The 18,526-nt window shown below is 71.6% G+C and carries 22 protein-coding genes and 1 tRNA gene; 12 read left to right on the plus strand and 11 right to left on the minus strand.

What is annotated here, in order from left to right; genetic code table 11:
* Positions 1-108 precede the first annotated feature (108 nt).
* Genes ACFSC0_RS06945 through ACFSC0_RS06955 form a run of 3 tightly spaced genes read left to right on the plus strand, consistent with a single transcriptional unit; the run spans position 109 to position 1,597 of the window.
* Positions 109-672, plus strand: a complete 564-nt coding sequence (locus tag ACFSC0_RS06945; RefSeq protein WP_377284272.1) for a cupin domain-containing protein — start codon at positions 109-111, stop codon at positions 670-672.
* Positions 669-1,316: an MEDS domain-containing protein gene (locus ACFSC0_RS06950; RefSeq protein ID WP_377284273.1), complete on the plus strand. Its 648-nt coding sequence runs from the start codon at positions 669-671 to the stop codon at positions 1,314-1,316. The genes ACFSC0_RS06945 and ACFSC0_RS06950 overlap by 4 nt, the downstream gene beginning before the upstream one ends.
* On the plus strand, positions 1,313-1,597 hold the full coding sequence (locus ACFSC0_RS06955) for a hypothetical protein (RefSeq protein ID WP_377284274.1): 285 nt from the start codon (positions 1,313-1,315) through the stop codon (positions 1,595-1,597). Before ACFSC0_RS06950 ends, ACFSC0_RS06955 begins: the two co-directional genes overlap by 4 nt.
* Here ACFSC0_RS06955 and ptsN read toward each other — a convergent pair.
* Genes ptsN through ACFSC0_RS06970 form a run of 3 tightly spaced genes read right to left on the minus strand, consistent with a single transcriptional unit; the run spans position 1,594 to position 3,418 of the window.
* Entirely contained in the window at positions 1,594-2,058 is a 465-nt protein-coding gene (gene ptsN / locus ACFSC0_RS06960) for a PTS IIA-like nitrogen regulatory protein PtsN (RefSeq protein WP_377284501.1), read from the minus strand. The two genes, ACFSC0_RS06955 and ptsN, sit on opposite strands and share 4 nt — an antisense overlap.
* 59 nt (positions 2,059-2,117) lie before the next feature.
* Positions 2,118-2,759: a ribosome hibernation-promoting factor, HPF/YfiA family gene (gene hpf, locus ACFSC0_RS06965; protein WP_377284275.1), complete on the minus strand. Its 642-nt coding sequence runs from the start codon at positions 2,757-2,759 to the stop codon at positions 2,118-2,120.
* Positions 2,760-2,791: 32 nt separating this feature from the next.
* Entirely contained in the window at positions 2,792-3,418 is a 627-nt protein-coding gene (locus tag ACFSC0_RS06970) for an exopolysaccharide biosynthesis protein (protein ID WP_377284276.1), read from the minus strand.
* A 247-nt stretch (positions 3,419-3,665) separates the two neighbouring features.
* Here ACFSC0_RS06970 and ACFSC0_RS06975 point away from each other — a divergent pair, with 247 nt between their 5' ends.
* Positions 3,666-4,694 (plus strand): aspartate-semialdehyde dehydrogenase, encoded by a 1,029-nt coding sequence (locus ACFSC0_RS06975; RefSeq protein ID WP_377284277.1) that lies wholly within the window; start codon positions 3,666-3,668, stop codon positions 4,692-4,694.
* Positions 4,695-4,872: 178 nt separating this feature from the next.
* Here the strand turns inward: ACFSC0_RS06975 and rpoN are convergent, their stop codons facing one another.
* The 6 genes from rpoN to ACFSC0_RS07005 all read right to left on the minus strand — a co-directional run bounded on the left by rpoN (position 4,873) and on the right by ACFSC0_RS07005 (position 9,388).
* Positions 4,873-6,360: an RNA polymerase factor sigma-54 gene (gene rpoN / locus ACFSC0_RS06980; RefSeq protein WP_377284278.1), complete on the minus strand. Its 1,488-nt coding sequence runs from the start codon at positions 6,358-6,360 to the stop codon at positions 4,873-4,875.
* A gap of 291 nt (positions 6,361-6,651) precedes the next feature.
* Positions 6,652-7,386, minus strand: a complete 735-nt coding sequence (gene lptB / locus ACFSC0_RS06985) for an LPS export ABC transporter ATP-binding protein (protein WP_377284502.1) — start codon at positions 7,384-7,386, stop codon at positions 6,652-6,654.
* A gap of 43 nt (positions 7,387-7,429) precedes the next feature.
* Entirely contained in the window at positions 7,430-7,990 is a 561-nt protein-coding gene (locus tag ACFSC0_RS06990; RefSeq protein ID WP_377284279.1) for an LptA/OstA family protein, read from the minus strand.
* A gap of 19 nt (positions 7,991-8,009) precedes the next feature.
* Complete coding sequence (gene lptC, locus ACFSC0_RS06995; protein WP_377284280.1) at positions 8,010-8,630, minus strand: LPS export ABC transporter periplasmic protein LptC; 621 nt, start codon at positions 8,628-8,630, stop codon at positions 8,010-8,012.
* A gap of 5 nt (positions 8,631-8,635) precedes the next feature.
* Positions 8,636-9,253, minus strand: a complete 618-nt coding sequence (locus ACFSC0_RS07000; protein WP_377284281.1) for a ribonuclease D — start codon at positions 9,251-9,253, stop codon at positions 8,636-8,638.
* 49 nt (positions 9,254-9,302) lie between these two features.
* Positions 9,303-9,388 (minus strand) — tRNA-Leu (locus ACFSC0_RS07005).
* 156 nt (positions 9,389-9,544) lie between these two features.
* On the opposite strand from ACFSC0_RS07005, the gene ACFSC0_RS07010 reads away from it, so the two are divergent.
* Both ACFSC0_RS07010 and ACFSC0_RS07015 read left to right on the plus strand, forming a co-directional pair.
* Positions 9,545-10,507: a complex I NDUFA9 subunit family protein gene (locus ACFSC0_RS07010; RefSeq protein ID WP_377284282.1), complete on the plus strand. Its 963-nt coding sequence runs from the start codon at positions 9,545-9,547 to the stop codon at positions 10,505-10,507.
* Between the two features lie 14 nt (positions 10,508-10,521).
* Complete coding sequence (locus tag ACFSC0_RS07015) at positions 10,522-10,851, plus strand: cupin domain-containing protein (protein ID WP_377355116.1); 330 nt, start codon at positions 10,522-10,524, stop codon at positions 10,849-10,851.
* On the opposite strand, the gene ACFSC0_RS07020 is transcribed toward ACFSC0_RS07015, so the two are convergent.
* Positions 10,848-11,648 carry an undecaprenyl-diphosphate phosphatase gene (locus tag ACFSC0_RS07020; RefSeq protein WP_377284284.1) on the minus strand — a complete coding sequence of 267 codons (801 nt, stop codon included), beginning with the start codon at positions 11,646-11,648 and terminating at the stop codon, positions 10,848-10,850. The two genes, ACFSC0_RS07015 and ACFSC0_RS07020, sit on opposite strands and share 4 nt — an antisense overlap.
* Before the next feature lie 155 nt (positions 11,649-11,803).
* Here ACFSC0_RS07020 and ACFSC0_RS07025 point away from each other — a divergent pair, with 155 nt between their 5' ends.
* Positions 11,804-12,205, plus strand: coding sequence for an EF-hand domain-containing protein (locus ACFSC0_RS07025; protein ID WP_377284285.1), 402 nt, complete (start codon positions 11,804-11,806; stop codon positions 12,203-12,205).
* A gap of 392 nt (positions 12,206-12,597) precedes the next feature.
* Positions 12,598-13,209, plus strand: coding sequence for a LysE family translocator (locus ACFSC0_RS07030; protein ID WP_377284286.1), 612 nt, complete (start codon positions 12,598-12,600; stop codon positions 13,207-13,209).
* On the opposite strand, the gene ACFSC0_RS07035 is transcribed toward ACFSC0_RS07030, so the two are convergent.
* Complete coding sequence (locus ACFSC0_RS07035; protein WP_377284287.1) at positions 13,206-14,363, minus strand: citrate synthase; 1,158 nt, start codon at positions 14,361-14,363, stop codon at positions 13,206-13,208. The genes ACFSC0_RS07030 and ACFSC0_RS07035 overlap by 4 nt on opposite strands.
* A 76-nt stretch (positions 14,364-14,439) precedes the next feature.
* Here ACFSC0_RS07035 and ACFSC0_RS07040 point away from each other — a divergent pair, with 76 nt between their 5' ends.
* From ACFSC0_RS07040 to queG, 4 genes are all read left to right on the plus strand, one after another.
* Positions 14,440-15,525: a citrate synthase/methylcitrate synthase gene (locus ACFSC0_RS07040; RefSeq protein ID WP_377284288.1), complete on the plus strand. Its 1,086-nt coding sequence runs from the start codon at positions 14,440-14,442 to the stop codon at positions 15,523-15,525.
* A 177-nt stretch (positions 15,526-15,702) separates the two neighbouring features.
* Complete coding sequence (locus ACFSC0_RS07045) at positions 15,703-16,644, plus strand: cation diffusion facilitator family transporter (protein ID WP_377284289.1); 942 nt, start codon at positions 15,703-15,705, stop codon at positions 16,642-16,644.
* A 63-nt stretch (positions 16,645-16,707) separates the two neighbouring features.
* Positions 16,708-17,394 (plus strand): FtsZ-binding protein FzlA, encoded by a 687-nt coding sequence (gene fzlA / locus ACFSC0_RS07050; RefSeq protein ID WP_377284290.1) that lies wholly within the window; start codon positions 16,708-16,710, stop codon positions 17,392-17,394.
* A complete protein-coding gene (gene queG / locus ACFSC0_RS07055; protein WP_377284291.1) occupies positions 17,375-18,520 on the plus strand; it encodes a tRNA epoxyqueuosine(34) reductase QueG in 1,146 nt (381 codons plus the stop codon). Before fzlA ends, queG begins: the two co-directional genes overlap by 20 nt.
* Positions 18,521-18,526 lie beyond the last annotated feature (6 nt).

Here is an 18,526-nt window from a genome sequence, read left to right on the forward strand (position 1 = left end):
GGGGGGGGGCGGCGTCCCCAAAAAACTTCGCGGCCGGACCAATCCAGGGGCTCGCGCCTGTCGTCTTGTCCGTATGCGAATCCGCATCCGCCTTGCGCCGGCCGAGCCGTGAGCCCCTGCGCCCAGAGCGAGGCGACCTGCGCCTACGCCCTGCAGGCGCTGCCGGCTGACGAAGCCGCGGCGGCGCAGGCCCACATCGCCGTGTGCGCCGACTGCCGGCGCGAGTTCGACGAGATGCGGGCGGTGACGGACCGCCTCGTCGCCTGGCCGACCGACGTGCTGCGCCCGCCGGCGTCGCTCCAGCAGCGCCTGGCGCAGCGCCTGGCCGAAGAGGCCGGTCAGGCCCCGGCCCCGCCGCCGCCCCGCCGATGGTCGGAGCCGGACTGGCAGGACGTGGCTCCCGGCATCGCCTGCAAGCTGCTGGCGAACGACGCCGAGGCCCACCGCGTCAGCATGCTGGTGCGGCTCGCCCCCGGCGCCAGCTATCCCCCGCACACCCACGCCGGCGTCGAGGAGCTGCACCTGCTCGACGGCGAGCTGTGGATCAACGCACGCAAGCTCTTCCCCGGCGACTACAACTACGGCCCCCCAGGCGCGATCGACGAGCGCGTCTGGAGCGAGACGGGCTGCACCTGTGTCCTCGTCACCAGCACCCTGGATGTCCTGCAATGACCGCGGCGAGTTCCCACTTCACCCACTGCGGCCTGCCTGGGATCGACCTGATCCCGTTCGGGATGCACGCCTGCCACTTCTACAAGGACCGCGGCCAGTTGGTGGCGGCGCTGGCGCCCTATTTCGTGGCCGGGTTGAACGCCAACGAGCGTTGCCTCTGGATCACCGCCCCGCCGCTGCCCGCGGACGAGGCCGTCGAGGCGCTCCGCGCCGCCTGGGACGGGGCCGACGAGGCGATCCGCACCGGGGCCCTGCGCGTCACCGATTACGACGCCTGGTACGCGAACGCCCAGGAGCTGAAGGGCCTCGACGTGGTCCGGCTCTGGCTGGACGAGGAGGAGCAGGCCCTGGCCGACGGCTACAACGGCTTGCGCATCACCGGCAACGTGACCTTCCTCAAGCCGGACGAGTGGGCGACCTTCGTCGAATACGAGCAGGCGGTGACCGACGCTTTCCACGGCCGCCGCATCGTGGCGCTCTGCAGCTATCTGCTGCCGCAGTGCGACGAGGCGCAGATCGGCGAGATCATGCGGGCCCACCACTGCGTCCTCGAGCAGCCGGGCGCGGAATGGCAGGTGGCGGCCTCGCCCGAGGACGTGGGTCGGCCGCGGCCGGATCTGGCCCTGAAGGGAACGTCGCGATGAGCCGCACGCCACCGCCCGGCCCCGGCGCGGCGCGCGGCGCCGAGGCCGGCCCGATGCTCTACACCTTCGACTGCCGGCGGGCGGACGGCTCGCCCGTCTGCTTCGAGGCCCACGAGCTCGGCTCCGACGCCCGCGCCCTGGCGCTGGCGCGTCGGCTGCTGGCCGAGCATTTGACCTGCGCCAGCGTCGAGGTCTTCGACGGCGAGCGGCTTGTGGGGGCGGTCTCGCGTGAGCGCCGCCTCGCCGACACGCTCCTGCCCGACGACGGCCGAACGGCCTAGGCCGCGCTCGGCCGCGCCTCCTGCACCAGCAGGGCGTGGATGGCGTCGGCGCTGCGGGCCTTGCGAAGGTGCTCGCGCAGCTCGGCGTGGCGCAGCAGGCGGGAGACGCGGGCCAGCGCCCGCAGGTGCTCGGCGCCGGCGTTCGGCGGGGCGAAGAGGGCGAAGACCAGGTCGACCGGCTGGTCGTCGATGGCCTCGAACTCCACAGGCTGCTCCAGGCGAACGAAGACGCCGCGCATCCGCTCGACGCCCTCCATCCGGGCGTGGGGGGCCGCGACGCCGTGACCCACGCCGGTGGAGCCGGCCTGCTCGCGCTCCATCAGGGCCTCGAAGACCCGTCCGGCGTCGAGGCCGAGGTTGCGCGCCGCCAGGTCCGCGACGCGCGACAGCGCCTGCCGCTTGTCAGCCGCCTTGACCCGGATCGCGATCGCGTTCCGGTCCAGGATGTCGCCGATCTGCAAACTCATAACTCTGCCCAGTCCAGCCGCCCAAAGATCGACGGCGGAACGCTCGGCGAGCCTCAGGAGTTCGCAGCGCCGGCGGCTACGCCGCTCCCGTTCGTCGTTTTCGCGCGTTCGGGATCGATCCAGCCGATATTCCCGTCGGGCCGGCGATATACCACGGACAATCCGCCGTGCGCGGCGTTCCTGAACACGATTGTGGGAGAATCCGTCAAGTCCAGTTCGGCCGCCGCCATCGAAACGGTCAATGTGCGGATCGGACGCTCCATCTCGGCGATGACCACCGGCTCGGGGTGGTCGAGCCCATCGACCTCCTCGTCCTCCTCTTCCTCGATGCCGACGTCCGGATTGGCCGTCTGCAGCACGAAATAGGCGGTGGTCTCGGCCTGCTTGGCCTGGGCCTGGATGTGGTGGTCCTTCAGCCTGCGCTTGTAGCGGCGGATGCGCTTCTCCATCCGCTCGCGGGCCGCGTCGAAGGCCGTATGGGCGTCCCCGCCGACCCCGTGGGTCTGCAGGTGCGCGCCCGAAGCCAGGGTCACGGCGCAATCGACCTTGAAGGAGTGGCCTTCGCGGCTCACCACCACGTCGGCGCCGCCGCCCCTCTCGAAATACCTCCCGATACTGGTGGAAAGTTCGTCGGAGACCCGCTCTCGCAGGGCATCCCCGACATCGACATGCTTGCCGGTGACAGAGACTTGCATGGGCCAATGAACGCGCCCGGCTGGGGATGGTGTCAAGCGGCGCCGAAAACTTGCAGCAGCTTCTGGACGGTCAGCACCACGGCGCCGGCCATGAGCGCCAGCACCCCTGCGCTGGCGATGGCCAGCAGATAGCCGACGAGGGCCAGAACCCCGTCCCGCTGGACCAGCGACAGCGACAGCACCCCCACAGCCGCGGCCGGCAGCATGTTGGCCCCGAATATCGGCAGGATGAGCACCAGGGCGAGCAGGGTGCAGACCAGGCCGATGATCCGATCGCCCACGGGCCCGAACATGAAATGCAGCCGCGGCCGGGAGAACCGCTCGGCCCGCTCCACGAACGGCAGCATGCGCCCGAAGGTGGCGGCCAGCGCCGCGCCGGTGATCTTGCGGCGGGCCAGACCCTTGGGAATCCAGGGCGCCTGCACGCCGAGCGCCACCTGCGGCGCCAGCAGCACCAGCGGCGCGCCCAGCACCGTCGAGGAGCCGGGCGGCAGCGGCAGCAGGTTGGGGGTGGAGAACAGGAACAGCACCGCCCCGAAGGCGCGCCGGCCGAAGCGGCGCACGATCTGGCCGATGGTGATCTCGGCCTCCGGATCGGCGCACAGTTCGCGCAGTATCGCCGAGATGCTGGCGGTCTTGTCCGTCTCGGGATCGGCCATCGATACTCCGGCCGGGGGCGGCCACGTTGCGCGGGCACAGTTGCATCGCGCGCCCCGTTCGTCTAAGGCCCAGCCATGGCTCGTCAAGCGACCAAGCGCACGATTAAGACCATCACGCCTCGGGGCGTGGGGGTTTGTGCGCGCGCCTAGGCGCTCCACCCCACCGACCCCGCCGGCAGGACGGGGTCGCTTCCAGCACGAGAAGAACCCGCCTCCCGGCTGAACAGCCCCAAGGAGACGCGTTCAGATGCTTCAATCCGAAAGACCCAAGGCCGCCCAGCGGGCCGCCAACGTCGCCATCGTCGGCGCCACCGGCGCGGTCGGCGTCGAGCTGATCGGCTGCCTGGAGCGGCGGGGCTTCCCGACCGCCTCGCTGCGGCTGCTGGCCTCCGAGCGCTCGGCGGGTCGGCGGATCGGCGGGCACGTGGTCGAGGCGGTGTCGATGGACGCCTTCGCCGGCGTGGATGTCGCCTTCTTCTCGGCGGGGGCCGGCGTCAGCCGAGCCTATGCGCCGCTGGCCGCAGCCCAGGGCGCCCTGGTGGTCGACAACTCGTCGGCCTTCCGCATGGACCCGAACGTCGCCCTGGTGGTGCCGGAGGTGAATGCGGCCGACCTGCCGGCCGGGCCCGGCATCGTCGCCAACCCCAACTGCGTGACCGCCGTCTCGGTGATGGCGCTGGGGCCGCTCAGGGCGCTGGGCGGGATCGTGCGGGTGATCGGGGCGACCTACCAGTCCGCCTCCGGGGCCGGCGCGGCGGCGATGGACGAGCTGACCGCCTCCACCGCGGCCCAGCTGGCGGGCGAGGCCTTCGCCCCCAAGGTCCTGCCCCACCCCTACGCCTTCAACCTGTTCAGCCACAACGCCGCCGTCGATCCCGAGACCGGCTACAACGGCGAGGAGGAGAAGGTGATGGCCGAGCACCGCAAGATCCTCGGCCTGCCGGACCTTCGGATCAGCTTCACCTGCGTGCGCGTGCCGGTGCTGCGGGCCCACTCGATGGCCCTCAGCGTCGAGTTCGACCGGCCGGTCTCCCCGTCGGCCGCGCGCGAGATCCTCGCCGAGGCGCCGGGCGTGCGCCTGGTCGACGACCGGGCGGCCAACCATTTCCCGATGCCGGTGGAGGCCTCCGGCGAGGACGACGTGCTGGTCGGCCGCATCCGCCAGGACCTCAGCGACCCTGAGGGAAAGACGCTCGCCCTGTTCCTCTCCGGCGACCAGCTGCTGCGGGGCGCGGCCCTGAATGCGGTGCTGATCGCCGAGCGCCTCTGGCGCTGACCCGAGACCTCGCCCGCGTCCTTGCGGGAGAGGCGGAGGGGGCGGCCGGCCCCGCGCGCGATTGGAACCCTGCCCAGGGCCATCGGCCGCCCCCTTCAACCTGGGACAGGTTATCCTGTCCCTTTCCTGCGGCGTGGTGGGTGGTCGACGCGACGGGACAGGATAACCGGTCCCGGGCCTACACCCCTTCCTTCAGCATCCGCCGGCGCTCGACGGAGGAGGGGATGCGCATCGCCTCGCGGTACTTGGCGACGGTGCGGCGGGCGATGTCGATCCCGGACTCCTTGAGGATGTCGACGATGCGATCGTCGGAGTGGACCTCGGCGCCCGATTTCTCGGCCTCGATCAGCTGCTTGATCTTGTGGCGCACGGCCTCGGCCGAGTGGGCCTCGCCGTCGCCGGTGGAATTGATCGCCGAGGTGAAGAAGAACTTCAGCTCGAACAGGCCGCGGGGGGTGGCCATGTACTTGTTCGAGGTCACCCGGCTGACCGTCGACTCGTGCATGCCGATGGCCTCGGCGACGGTCTTCAGGTTCAGCGGGCGCAGGTGCTCGACGCCGAAGGCCATGAAGCCGTCCTGCTGGCGCACGATCTCGGAGGCCACCTTCAGGATGGTGCGGGCCCGCTGGTCGAGGCTCTTCACCAGCCAGTTGGCGCTGGCCAGGCAGTCGGAGACGAAGACCTTCTCCTGGTCCGAGCGGGCGGCGGCGCTGACCCGGGCGTGGTAGCGCTGGTCGACCAGCAGCCGCGGGAGGGTCTCGGAGTTGAGCTCCACGTGCCACAGGCCCCCGGGCCCTTCGCGCACGAACACGTCCGGCGCCACCGGCTGGACCGGCTCGGAGCCGAAGGCCGCGCCGGGCCGGGGCGTCAGCGCCCGGATCTCGCCGATCATCTCCTTCAGGTCCTCGTCGTCGACGCCGCAGGCGCGGCGCAGGGCCGCCAGGTCGCGGCGGGCGAGGAGGTCGAGGTTGGCGACGAGCGCCGCCATGGCCGGATCGAAGCGGTTCCGGTCCTTCAGCTGCAGCGCCAGGCATTCGGCGACGTCGCGGGCGAAGACGCCGACGGGCTCGAAACCCTGCAGGACGGTGAGGACGCCTTCGAGGAACTCCAGGCTGCAGCCGAGCCGGCCGGCGACCTCCCCGAGGTCGGCGCGCAGGTAGCCGCCCTCGTCGACGGCGTCGATCAGCACGGCGGCAGCGGCGGCCTCGGCCGGCCCCAGGCCAGCGACCGCCAGCTGCTCGTGCAGGTGCTCGGCCAGCGTCTTCTCACGGGTCAGGGCGCCTTCCAGGCCCTCGATGTCGAGCTCGCCGCCGCGGCCGGCGCGCGACCAGTCGATGGCTCCGCCGGCGTCGGCCGCCTCGGGCGAGTCGCCGGTGGCGCGCTCGCCTGGGGAGGCCTCGTCATGGCTGGCGTCGAGCTCGGCGGCGGCGGCGGCGTCGCTGGCGGCCTCCGGGTCGATGCGCTCCTCGGCGGCCTCGGCCTCGCCGCGCTGGGGCTCGTCCTCGCGCTCGTCGCGCTGCAGCAGCGGATTGCGCTCCAGCTCGGCCTCGACATAGGCCTCCAGCTCCAGGTTGGAGAGCTGCAGCAGCTTGATCGCCTGCTGCAGCTGGGGCGTGATGACCAGCCCCTGCCCCTGCCGGACCTCGAGACGCGCGCTGAGCGCCAAAGCCTGCCCCCCTGCTGGCCCAAATCTTGCGTGGCAGCCTAGGGGCGGTTCCCCACCGATTGGTTAAGATTGGAGCGTCTGCCGTTCCTCTCCTACATCGTGGGAGAGGGGGACCGGCCGCCGAGCGTAGCGAAGAGCGGGCGGTGGAGAGGGAAAGCCACGAACGCGGCGTTTTGACCTTGAGGCAGCTAGGCGCGCTTGGATGGGCGGCGGATGTGGCCTGCCCTCTCCACCACGCGCTCTGCGGCGCGTGGTCCCCCTCTCCCGCCTGCGGCGGGAAAGGAATGGGGCTCAGCTGAAGCTCTCGCCCAGGTAGACGCGGCGCACTTCGGGGTCGTCGACGATCTCGTGGGGGGCGCCTTCGAACAGCACCTCGCCGGCGTGGATGATCGAGGCGCGGTCGATGATGTCCAGCGTCTCGCGCACGTTGTGGTCGGTGATCAGGATGCCGATGCCGCGGCCCTTGAGGTAGGTGATCACCTCGCGGATGTCGGCGATCGCCAGCGGGTCGATGCCGGCGAACGGCTCGTCGAGCAGCATGAAGGAGGGCTCGCTGGCCAGCGCCCGGGCGATCTCCACCCGCCGCCGCTCGCCGCCCGACAGCGACACCGCCGGGGCGCCGCGCAGGTGCTCGATGTGCAGCTCTTCCAGTAGGGCGGTCACCGTCTCGCGGGCGCGGGTCGGGTTGCGCTCGCGCAGCTCGACCACCGCCATGACGTTCTGCTCGACGGTCATGCCGCGGAAGATCGAGGTCTCCTGCGGCAGGTAGCCCAGGCCCATCCGGGCACGCTGGTACATCGGCTGGAGGGTGATGTTCTCGCCGTCCAGGTAGATGGCCCCGTAGTCCGCCGGGATCAGGCCGGTGATCATGTAGAAGCAGGTGGTCTTGCCGGCGCCGTTGGGGCCGAGCAGGCCGGCCACCTCGCCGCGCGCCAGGCGCAGCGACACGCCCTTCACCACCGGCCGGCCCTTGAAGGACTTGCCGATGTTGTCGACCACGAGGCCGGCGGCGGCCAGACCCGGCAGGGTGGGGAAGGTCTCCTGTTTCAACGGCCTGGCCTCGCCTGCCCTACTGGCTTTGGGCTTGCTGCGGCTGGTCCGGATAGAAGACGCCGCGCACCCGGCCGGGCTTGCCGCGGCCCTTCACATTGGTGTGCATCTGGGACTGGCCGGTCTTGATGTTGATCACCAGCCGCTCGCCCCGCAGCACGTTCTGCCCCTGGGCGGCCACCACGTCGCCGGTGACGGTGATCGTCTCGCTCGCCGCATCGTAGGTCGCATGGCGGCCGCGCACCCGCTGCTGCGGGGTGACGTAGAAGACGTTGCCTTCGGCCTCGATGCGGCTCAGGGCGCCGCAATTGGCCGTGCTCACCGCCGCCGGCCGGGCGCCGCCGGTCACCTGGAAGTAGGTCTTCAGGACGTCGGCCCGCAGGCGGGAGGTGTCCTGCAGGGCCTCGGCCGAGCCGCGCCAGATGGACAGGCACTGGGAGTTGATCACCTCCAGCTCGTCGGCGGTCAGGTCGACAGGCGCGTCGGAGTTCTGGGCCAGCTGAGCGGCCGCGGGCGCTGCGAGCAGCGCCGCCGCGGCCAGACCGCCGGCCAGGAAGTTCAGTTTCCGGAAGAAAATCATCGCTGAAGCCTAGCCCCGACTATTTCGATTCGATCCGGCCGCGCACGCCGCCCCGGAAGATCATTCGCTCGCCCTCGTCGTAGACGCCATAGGACTTCGCGTTCACGTCGCCAAGCGCGGTTCTGCCGGCGATGTCGCCCTCGCCCTGCAGAACACCGGTCAGGGTGTCGTAGACCGAGGAGTCGGTGGCCACCGCCAGGTCGGTCCCGTTCAGCGTCACGCCGCCGTCCAGCTGCAGCTTGCCGGTATCCTCCTGCATCACCCCCGTCTTGGCCGACAGCCGCGTCGGACGGGGGCTCTCGGAGTCGATCAGCAGCGAGGGCCGTACGAGGTGGATCCGCTGGTAGTCCTGCTTGTCGCGCGTGGCGGAATCGGCGGTCAGCACGAACGGCCTGCCCCTGTCGTCCCGGCCGACCAGCCTGAAGTTGACCAGACGAATAGGCGTGTCCGCCTGGTCCGGCCGCACCGGCCCGCCGGAAATCGTCCCGTGGACCACAAATCCGACCAGCGTGGCGAAGATGAGGCCGATGCCCAGCGGCAGCACCAGGCGCAGCAGCCGGATCAGGCGCGAGCGCCGCCGCCAGCGCAGGAAGTCCGGCCGGCGGCTGGGCCCTGCGTGGGGATGGGCGACCGCGCTCATCGCCGCTAGCTGTGGGCGAAGATGTCGACGTCTTCCCAGCCCGCCACGTCCAGCAGGGCGCGGTGGGGCAGGAATTCGAAGGCGGCCCGGGCCAGGCCGTCGCGCCCCTCGCGCGCCAGCATCTCGTCGAGCCTGGCGCGGACGGCGTGCAGGTGCAGCACGTCGCAGGCGGCATAGGCCAGCTGGTCGGCCGACAGGTCGGCCGAGCCCCAGTCGGAGCTCTGCTGGGCCTTGGAGAGGTCGACGCCGACCAGCTCCTTGACCACGTCCTTCAGGCCGTGGCGGTCGGTGTAGGTGCGCGCCAGCTTGGAGGCGATCTTGGTGCAGTAGACCGGCGCGGTGACCACCTTCAGGTGCAGGTGGAACATGGCGATGTCGAACCGGCCGAAGTGGAAGATCTTCAGCACGGAAGGATCGGTCAGCAGCCGCTTCAGGTTCGGCGCGTGGTAGTCGGGCCGGCGCAGCTGGACGATGTGCGCATCGCCGTCGCCGGCCGAGAGCTGGACGACGCAGAGCGGATCGCGACCCAGCCTCAGGCCCATGGTCTCGGAGTCGACCGCGACAGCGGCCGCGCCCGAAAGCGCGCCGTCGGGCAGGTCACCGTCGTGCAGGAAGTTGGTCACGCTCTTAAGCTTCGCTCCGACTTTGCCGCCCCCGAAACACTTTCGGGGGTGGTGCCCAGGAGAGGACTCGAACCTCCACGGCTATTAACCACTGGTACCTGAAACCAGCGCGTCTACCAATTCCGCCACCTGGGCCCGGTCCGTCGGATCGGGAGGCGGCTACTTAGGGCGCCGGCCGGGGCGCGTCAACGGCGTCGCGTCGGACGGCCCGCCGCATTGCGGCGCAAGGCCGCATCGTCTATCGGGCGGGCGCGACACGGGTGTCGCTCTTTCAATGAGTTCAGGAACGCCATGCAGGATCTGGTCACCGTTGTCGGCGGCTCCGGCTTCATCGGCAGCCAGGTGGTCCGCGCCCTCGCCCGCAAGGGGCTTCGGGTGCGCGTCGCCGTCCGCCGTCCGCACCTGGCGGGCGACCTGCGCATGCACGGCGACGTCGGCCAGATCGAGATCGTCCAGGCCAACATCCGCAATCCGGACTCGCTGGCCCGGGCCATGGACGGCGCGGCGGCCTGCGTGAACCTGGTCGCGGTGGCCTTCGAGCGCGGCCGCCAGAAATTCCAGTCGCTGCACGTGATGGGCGCGCGCAACGCCGCCGAGGCCGCCCGCGCGGCCGGCGCGACCCGCTTCGTCCAGGTCTCGGCGCTGGGCGCCGACGCCGATTCGCCGGCCAAGTTCGCCCGCAGCAAGGCCGCCGGCGAGGCGGCGGTGCGCGAGATCTTCCCCGACGCCGTGGTGATCCGTCCGTCGGTCGTGTTCGGGCCGGAGGACGACTTCTTCAACCGCTTCGGATCGATGGCGACGATGTCGCCGGCGCTGCCGCTGATCGGCGGCGGCAAGACCCGCTTCCAGCCGGTGTTCGTCGGCGACGTCGGCCGGGCGATCGCCGAGGCGGCGGTCCGGGCCGAGGCCGCCGGCCGCACCTACGAGCTCGGCGGGCCGGGCGTCTTCACCTTCCGCGAGCTGATGGAGCTGCTCCTGAAGGAGATCCAGCGCCGCCGCCTGCTGCTGCCGATCCCGTTCGCGGCGGCGGGCGCCCTGGGCGCGGTGGGCGACGTGATCGCGATGACCCCGTTCCCGCCGCCGATCACCTCCGACCAGGTCAAGCTGCTGAAGGCCGACAACGTCGTCTCCGAAGGGGCGCCGGGTCTTTCGGACCTCGGGATCGTCCCGACCACCGTGGAGTCGGTGATCCCCACCTACCTCTACCGCTACCGCCGCGGCGGCCAGTACGCGGACATGCCGCAGCCGGTCTGACCCCGCTCCGGGAAGTGGCGCATCTTGCAGTGAAGAACGTCTCGACCCTCAACCTCGCCAGTCTGGCGCAGGAGCTCTCGGGCGCGTGGGGCCGCTCCGTCCTGGGCGATGTCGGCGGCGTGAAGCTCAAGCTCTTCCGGACGGACGGGCAGGGTCTGGACCCGGAGGTCCACGAGGACTGGGCCGAAGCGCTTCTGATGGTCGAGGGGGACCTCACCCTCGTCCTGGATGGGGAAGACGTCCGCCTCTCTGCAGGCGACCTGCAGCTGATCCCGGCCGGTTGCGTCCACGCGATCCGCCCCGGCGCCAAGGCCGCCTTCCTGCTGTTCGACCCCGAGCCCTAGCGCAGGTTCAGCGCCGCCAGCCCGGCGCCGCCGACCACGATCCGCCACCAGCCGAACGGGGCCAGGCCCCGGCGGCTGACGAAGCCGACCATCGTCTTGATGACCACCAGGGCGAAGACGAAGGACGCCACGAAACCGACGGCGATGACGCCCGCCTGGTCGGCGCTGATGGCGTTGCGGTTCTCCCAGGCGTCCAGGACGAACACGCCCAGCATCGTCGGGATCGCCAGGAAGAAGGAAAACTCGGTCGCCGCGTCCTTGCGCACGCCCAGGAGCACGGCGCCGACGATCGTCGCGCCCGAGCGGGACACGCCGGGGATCATGGACAGCACCTGCATCATGCCGATGCCCAGGGAGGTGCGGAACGGCAGCTCCATCGCATCGTCATGGCGAGGCTCGGGCGCAAAGCGGTCGATGAACAGCAGTACGACGCCGCCGATGACCAGCGACCAGCAGATCAGCTGGGGGCTCTCGAACAGCACGCCTTTGATGAAGCCATGGAGCAGGAAACCGAAGGCGACGGCCGGCAGGAAGGCGACCAGGACGCTGATGACGAAGCCGCGGGCCTTCGGATCCGTCGGGATCCTCAGCACCACGCTCCACAGCCGCTGGAAGTAGACGACCACGACCGCCAGGATCGCCCCGAGCTGGATCAGCACGCTGAAGGTGCCCCAGAAGCCGTCGGGCAAGCCCAGGGCCTCCTTGGTCAACAGCAGGTGGCCGGTGGAGGAGACCGGGATGAACTCGGTCAGCCCTTCGACCAGACCCAGGATGATGGCGTAGACCCAATCCGGCAAAGCCGTGCTCCCGCATCGCGCGCGCGTCCGAGGGGCCTGTTTAGGGTAAGCTTCGGATTCGCGGCGAACGGTTTCTGGACCGCTGCGACCATGCGGTCAGGCTGCGTTCATCCGGGGTCCATCAGCTTGGCCGCGCCACCGAACGGGGTTCTCAGATGCGCCGCCTCCTGCTCGCCGCCGCCTTCCTCGCCTGCGCCGCGCCAGCGGCCGCCCAGCAGCGGCCGAACCTGGCCGAGCTCGACATGGACAAGGACGGCAAGGTCAGCCGCGCCGACTACAAGGCGGCGGTGATGAAGGAGCTGATCAAGTACGACAAGGACCGGGACGGCCGGGTCCTTCGCGCCGAGCTGCCGGCCCTCGCCAAGCTGCCCGGCATGCGCGGCCAGGTGGACCGCATCTGGAAGACCTACGACCACTCCGGCGACGGCGTGGTGACGAAGGACGAGGTCGCCGCCCAGGCCGACCGCCGCTTCACCGAGCTCGACACCGACAGGGACGGCGTCTTCTCGCAGGCCGAAGCGGATGCGGCCGCCGCGGCGGCACGCAAGGCGCGCTAAGGGTTCTCCCCTTCCCCGCTCGTCCCGGCGAAGGCCGAGATCCAGATCCAAGACGTGACGCCGGCTGGATGAACGCCGCGGTCCTGGAACCCGCATCTGCGCCCGCCATTCTGGGCTCCGGCCTCCGCCGGGATGAGCGGGGTGGTGAGGCTACGATCTGGCCGGCACGGCCCAGCTGTGCTATCGGGCGGCCGTCGCCAAGGACACGCCCGTGACCGCCACCTTCGCCCTCGCCCGTCAGGCTATCATCCGCCCGGTAATGGCCGGGCGGTCGATGACGTGCGGGACGACGGTGGGCGCCATCTAGGGCGCAACAAGCCTCTCCCGGCGGCGGGAGAGGCGCCAAACGCGACACATCCGGCTGCCGGGAGTCCTCCCCAAGGACCTCCCCCATGCCTCAGATCCCTCCCGAAATGCTGGCGGCGCTCGCGCTCTTCGCGTTCGTCTCCTCGATCACGCCCGGCCCGAACAACACCATGCTGCTGGCCTCGGGCGCCAACTTCGGCTTCCGGCGCACCCTGCCGCACCTGATGGGCGTGAACCTGGGCTTCTTCGCCCTGGTGCTCGGCGCTGGCCTGGCGCTCGGCGGACTGTTCGCCGCCTATCCGGCGCTGCACGGGGTGCTGAAGGCGGTGGGCGCGGCCTACCTTCTCTACCTGGCCTGGAAGATCGCCATGTCCGGCGAGATGAAGGGCGGCGAGGGCGCCGGGCGGCCGCAGACCTTCTGGCAGGCCGCCGCCTTCCAGTGGGTCAACCCCAAGGCCTGGGCGATGGCGCTGGGCGGCGTCACCGCCTACGCCCCGCCGGAGAACTACGCGGCCAACGTCGTCGTGGTGGCCGCCGTCTTCACCCTGGTGAACCTGCCGTGCGTGGCGAGCTGGACGGGCTTCGGCCTGGCCCTTCGCGGCGTTCTCGGCACGCCCGCCCGCCTGCGGATCTTCAATTGGACGATGGCGGGCCTCTTGGTGCTCTCGCTGGCGCCGGTGGCGCTGGAGGCGCTCTAACCCACCTCCGGCCCCACGTAGCGCGCCCGCGGGCGGATGAGGGCGCCGCTCTGGCCCTGCTCGATCGCGTGGGCGATCCAGCCGGCGCAGCGGGCGATGGCGAACAGGGCGAAGGGGGCGTCCTTCGGCAGGCCGAGGCTCTCGGAGAGCGCGGTCAGCGCGAAGTCGATGTTGGGGGCGAGCCCCGTCGCCCGCTCCACGGCCTCGCGCAGGGCCGCGAAATCGTCCGGCGGGTTGAAGCGCGCGAGCAGGGCCGCGGCCCTGGGGTCCCCGTCCGGATAGAGCGGGTGGCCGAAGCCCGGGATCAGCCGGTCCTCGGCCAGCCTTGCCGCAATCGCCGGCCTCGGGCCCAGGCGCCTCGCCTCCTCGACCAGGTTCTGGATGGCCGCCGGGGCGCCGCCGTGCCGCGGCCCGGAGAGCGCCGAGAGGCCGGCAAGCGCCGAGGCCGCCAGCGACGCCCCGGTCGAGGCCGCCACCCGGGCCGCAAACGCCGAGGCGTTGAGCTCGTGGTCGGCCAGCAGCACCAGGGTGCGGCGGATCAGGTCCGCGCCCGGGCCGCCCGGCCCCAGGCCCCAGGCCAGCGCCAGCCGGTTGTGGATCGCCCCGCCGCCCACCTGCCCGGCGACGGCGTCGGTCATCACGTCGAGCAGGGTCGCGGCCTCGACGGCGAGCGCCAGCGGGTTGCGGCCCCGCGCCGGCGGATCGACCCCGGCCCGCTGGGCCAGCGCCAGGAAGGCCCGCGAGCGCATGTCGCCGCCCTCCGGCGGCGCCGGCCGGTCGGTGCGCTTCAGCGCCGCCCCGTGGCCGCCGCGCAGCAGCCGTGCGACGCCCTCCAGCGTCTCGACCTCCGCCAGCTCAAGGGCGTCGCGGCCGCGGTAGTACAGCCGCCCGCCCGAGACCGTCATGATCGCCGAGGCCAGCACCGGCTCCCCCCAGGAGATGGCGCCTTCGGCCACCTCCGAGATCTTCCGGCTGCGGGACTTCCGCTCATGCAGGGCGGCGATGTCGGCGGCGCGATAGAGGCTGCGGCGCGGGTCCTGCGGGTCCGGCCGCACCTGCACCCGGCCCCGGCTCACGTAGGCGTAGAGCGTCTGCGGCCGAACGCCCAGGCGCGAGCGCGCCTCCTCCGCCCCGATCCAGTCCGCCTGCGGCATATGTTGATCATATTGATCAAGATTGACGGTGGCAACGCTCGGGCGAATGTTGCAGTGCAAACAAGAGGAGATCGTCATGTCCGACGGCCTTGATGACGTCGTCGCCGCCCACACCGTCCTCTCCGAGGTCGACGGCCAGGCCGGGCGGCTGATCATCCGCGGCTGGCCCGTGGAGCAGCTGGCCGGTCGCACCGCCTACGAAGACGCCGCGCGCCTGCTGTTCGACGGCTTCTTCGAGGACCTGCTCGCCGGCCTCGCCGGCCCGCTCGGCCAGGCGCGCGCCGAGGTGTTCGGCGAAGTGGCCGCCCTCGACACCGGCCTGCTCGACCGCACGCCCATCGAAGCCATGCGCGCGCTCACCGCGCGCCTGGGCGACGGCGACGACCTGGCGACCGCCCTGCGGCTGACCGCGGCGCCGGCGGTGTTCACCGCCGCCGTCGTCCGCGCCCAGGCCGGCCAGGCGCCGGTGGCGCCGGACCCCGCGCTCGGCCACGCCGCCGACATCCTGCGGATGCTGCGGGGGCGCGAGGCGGCGCCGGCCGAGGTGGCGGCGCTGGACACCTACCTGGTGACGGTCAGCGACCACGGGCTCAACGCCTCCACCTTCGCCGCCCGCGTCGTCGCCTCGACCCGGGCGGGCCTGACCTCGGCGATCCTGGCCGGGATCAGCGCGCTGAAGGGCCCGCTGCACGGCGGCGCGCCGGGGCCGGTGATCGACATGCTGGACGGCATCGGCCGGCCGGAGAACGCCCGGGCCTGGATCGAGGCGGCGCTGGACCGCGGCGATCGGCTGATGGGCTTCGGCCACCGCATCTATCGCGTGCGCGATCCCCGCGCCGACGCGCTGAAGGCCGCCGTGCGCAAGCTGGTCGGCCAGTCCAATGTGGCCCACGGCCGGCTGGAGTTCGCCGAAGCGGTCGAGGCCGCGGCGCTGGCCATCCTGAAGGCCCGCAAGCCCGACCGCTCGCTGGACACCAACGTCGAGTTCTACACCGCCCTGCTGCTGGAGGCCCTGGCCTTTCCGCCCACCGCCTTCACCTGCGTCTTCGCCATGGGCCGCGTCGCCGGCTGGCTCGCCCACGCCCGCGAACAGCTCGCCGGCGGGCGGCTGATCCGTCCGCAGAGCGTCTATGTGGGGCCGCAGCCGAAGGCGGCGGCGTAGCGTCCTTCCCTCCCCTTCATGGGGAGGGTGGTCCCGAAGGGACCGGGCGGGGGAGTCATGGCCGGGCGGGGCGTTGGGCGATCGGCGTCGGTGCGGTTCGTCACGCCCCCACCCGTCCCGTCGCTGCGCTCCGGTCCACCCTCCCCATGAAGGGGAGGGAAGTTTAGGCTCCGCCCCATGACCACGGGGATCCTCAGCGGCATGACGCCGGCCGAGACGGCGGCGCTGACGCGGCGCGTCACCCTGCTGTCCGTGGCGACGGCCGTGGTGTTGGTGACCCTGAAGCTGGTGGTCTGGCTGGTCTCCGGCTCGGTGGCGGTGATGGCCTCCATGGCCGACTCGGCCCTGGACCTCGTCGCCTCCCTCGTCACCTTCTTCGCCGTCCGCTACGCGGTCGCCCCGCCGGACCGGGAGCACCGCTTCGGCCACGGCAAGGCCGAGGCCTTCGCCAGCCTGCTGCAGGCGGGGCTCGTGTTCGCTTCCGCCGCCCTGATCGGCCGCGAGGCCGTGCAGCGGCTGATCGCCCCCGAGCCCATCGCCCGGGAAGGGTGGGCGATCGCGGTGATGGTCGTCTCCATCGTGCTCACCCTCGGGCTGGTGCGGGCCCAGACGCAGGTGTTGCGCAAGACCGCCTCGGTGGCCGTCTCGGGCGACCGGGCCCACTACTTTTCGGACCTGGCCTCGAACGTCATCGCCCTCATCGGCATCGCCAGCACGGCGGCGCTGGGGATGGCCGGGCTGGACGCCGCCGCGGGCCTGGCTATCGCCGCCCTGCTGGTCTGGGGCGCGGTGGGCGTCTTCCGCGAGGCGTCGGCCCAACTGATGGACCGCGAGTTGCCGGACGAGGCCCGCCGGCGGATCGTCGAGGTGGTGCGCCAGGACCCGCGCCTCACCCATGTGCACCAGCTGCGCACCCGCGCCTCAGGCCCCTTCGTCCACATCCAGATGCATGTCGACCTCGACCCGGAGCTGAGCCTGGAGGCGGCGCACGAGGTGATCGACCAAGCCGAACGGCGGATCGTCGCCGCCTTCCCGTCGGCCGACGTGATCATCCACGCGGACCCCCGCGGCCGGGCCGAAACCCACTCTGAGCCGTTCTCGGACGAGGATCAGGTGTAGTAAACGCGCCCTTAAGGCCTTTGGGCGCTCTTGGACGACAGTGATTCCTCTCCGCGTGCGGGCATGAGCGTCGAGCGCACCCTCCACCATTTCCCGATGGACCCGGCCTCCCGCCAGGTGCGCCTCTCGCTGGGCGAAAAGCGCCTGCCCTTCAACGAGGTGCAGGTCCGCTACTGGGAGAGTCCGCCCGAGTTCCTGGCGCTCAATCCGTCCGGCCTGACGCCGGTGCTGGAGGAAAAGGGGCCGGACGGGCGCATCGTGCTGTGCGAATCCCGCGCCATCCTCGACCACCTCGAGGAACAGAACCCCGAGCCGGCGCTGATGGGCCGCGAAGCGGCCGAGCGGGCCGAGGCGCGCCGGCTGCTGCAGTGGTTCGACCGCAAGTTCGACTACGAGGTCGGCGGCTACCTGCTGCACGAGAAGCTGGAGAAGCGCCTCCTGAAGCTCGGCGCGCCCGACCTCGCCGCCCTGCGTCATGGCCGGGAGGCCCTGCGCGGCCACCTGGTCTACATCGAAGGCCTGCTGCAGGACCGCGACTGGCTGGCCGGACGCCGTCTCTCCCTGGCGGACTTCGCCGCGGCCGCCCATCTGTCGGTCATCGACTACTTCGGCGACGTGCCCTGGCGCGACTTCCCGGGAGTGAAGACCTGGTACATGAAGCTGAAATCGCGGCCCTGCTTCCGGCCCCTGCTCAGCGACCGCTGCCCCGGCATCGCCCCGGCCGGGCACTATGACGATCTCGACTTCTGAGGCGCGCGAAGAGGCGATCCGAGCGGAGGCCAGGCTGCTGGGGTTCGACGTCTGCCGCTTCGCGCGCGCCGACGCGCCGTGGAGCGCCGCCGAGCGCCTCGCCGAATTCGTCGCCGCCGGCCGCCACGGCGAGATGGCCTGGATGGAGACCACCGCCGAACGCCGCGCCCACCCCACCGGCATGTGGCCGGGCGCCCGCTCGGCCATCGTGCTGGGGATGAACTACGGGCCGGACCACGACCCGCTCGCCGTCCTCTCTGAGCCGACCCGCGGCGCGATCAGCGTCTACGCCCAGGGCGACGACTACCACGAGCTGATCAAGAAGCGGCTGAAGGCGCTGGCGCGCTGGGTGCAGGACCGGTTCGGCGGCGAGCTGAAGGTGTTCGTCGACACCGCCCCGCTGATGGAGAAGCCGCTGGCCGAGCGGGCCGGGGTCGGCTGGCAGGGCCGGCACACCAACCTCGTCTCGCGCGAGCACGGTTCCTGGCTCTTCCTGGGCTCGGTCCTGACCGAGCTGGAGCTGCGCCCCGATCCGGTCGGTGAGGAGACCTGCGGCTCCTGCCGGGCCTGCCTGGACGTCTGCCCCACGAACGCCTTCCCGGCGCCCTTCCAGCTCGATGCGCGGCGCTGCATCAGCTACCTGACGATCGAGCTCAAGGCGCCGATCCCGCACGAGTTCCGCCCCCTCCTCGGCAACCGCATCTACGGCTGCGACGACTGCCTGGCGGTCTGCCCCTGGAACAAGTTCGCCTCGACGGCCCGCGAACAGGCGCTGCACGCCCGCGAGGCCCTGCGCGCGCCCAGCCTCGCCGACCTCTCCCGCCTGGACGATCCCGCCTTCCGCGCCCTGTTCGCCAAGAGCCCGGTGAAGCGGATCGGCCGCGACCGCTTCGTCCGCAACGTGCTCTACGCCATCGGCAACTCCGGCGAGCCCGCCCTGGCGGCCGAGGCGCTGCGCCTGCTGGACGATCCCGCGCCCGTGGTCCGCGGCGCCGCGGTGTGGGCCCTGGGCCGGCTGCTGCCGCCGGCCGAATTCGAGGCCCTGCGTGAGCGCCGGACGCGCGCCGAGGTGGATCCTGAGGTCGCGGAGGAGTGGCGCTTGGCCCAGCCGGCCCTGGCGCTCTAGAAGCGG

It is taken from the genome of Phenylobacterium terrae (genome assembly GCF_042681205.1).
Lineage (GTDB): Bacteria > Pseudomonadota > Alphaproteobacteria > Caulobacterales > Caulobacteraceae > Phenylobacterium > Phenylobacterium terrae.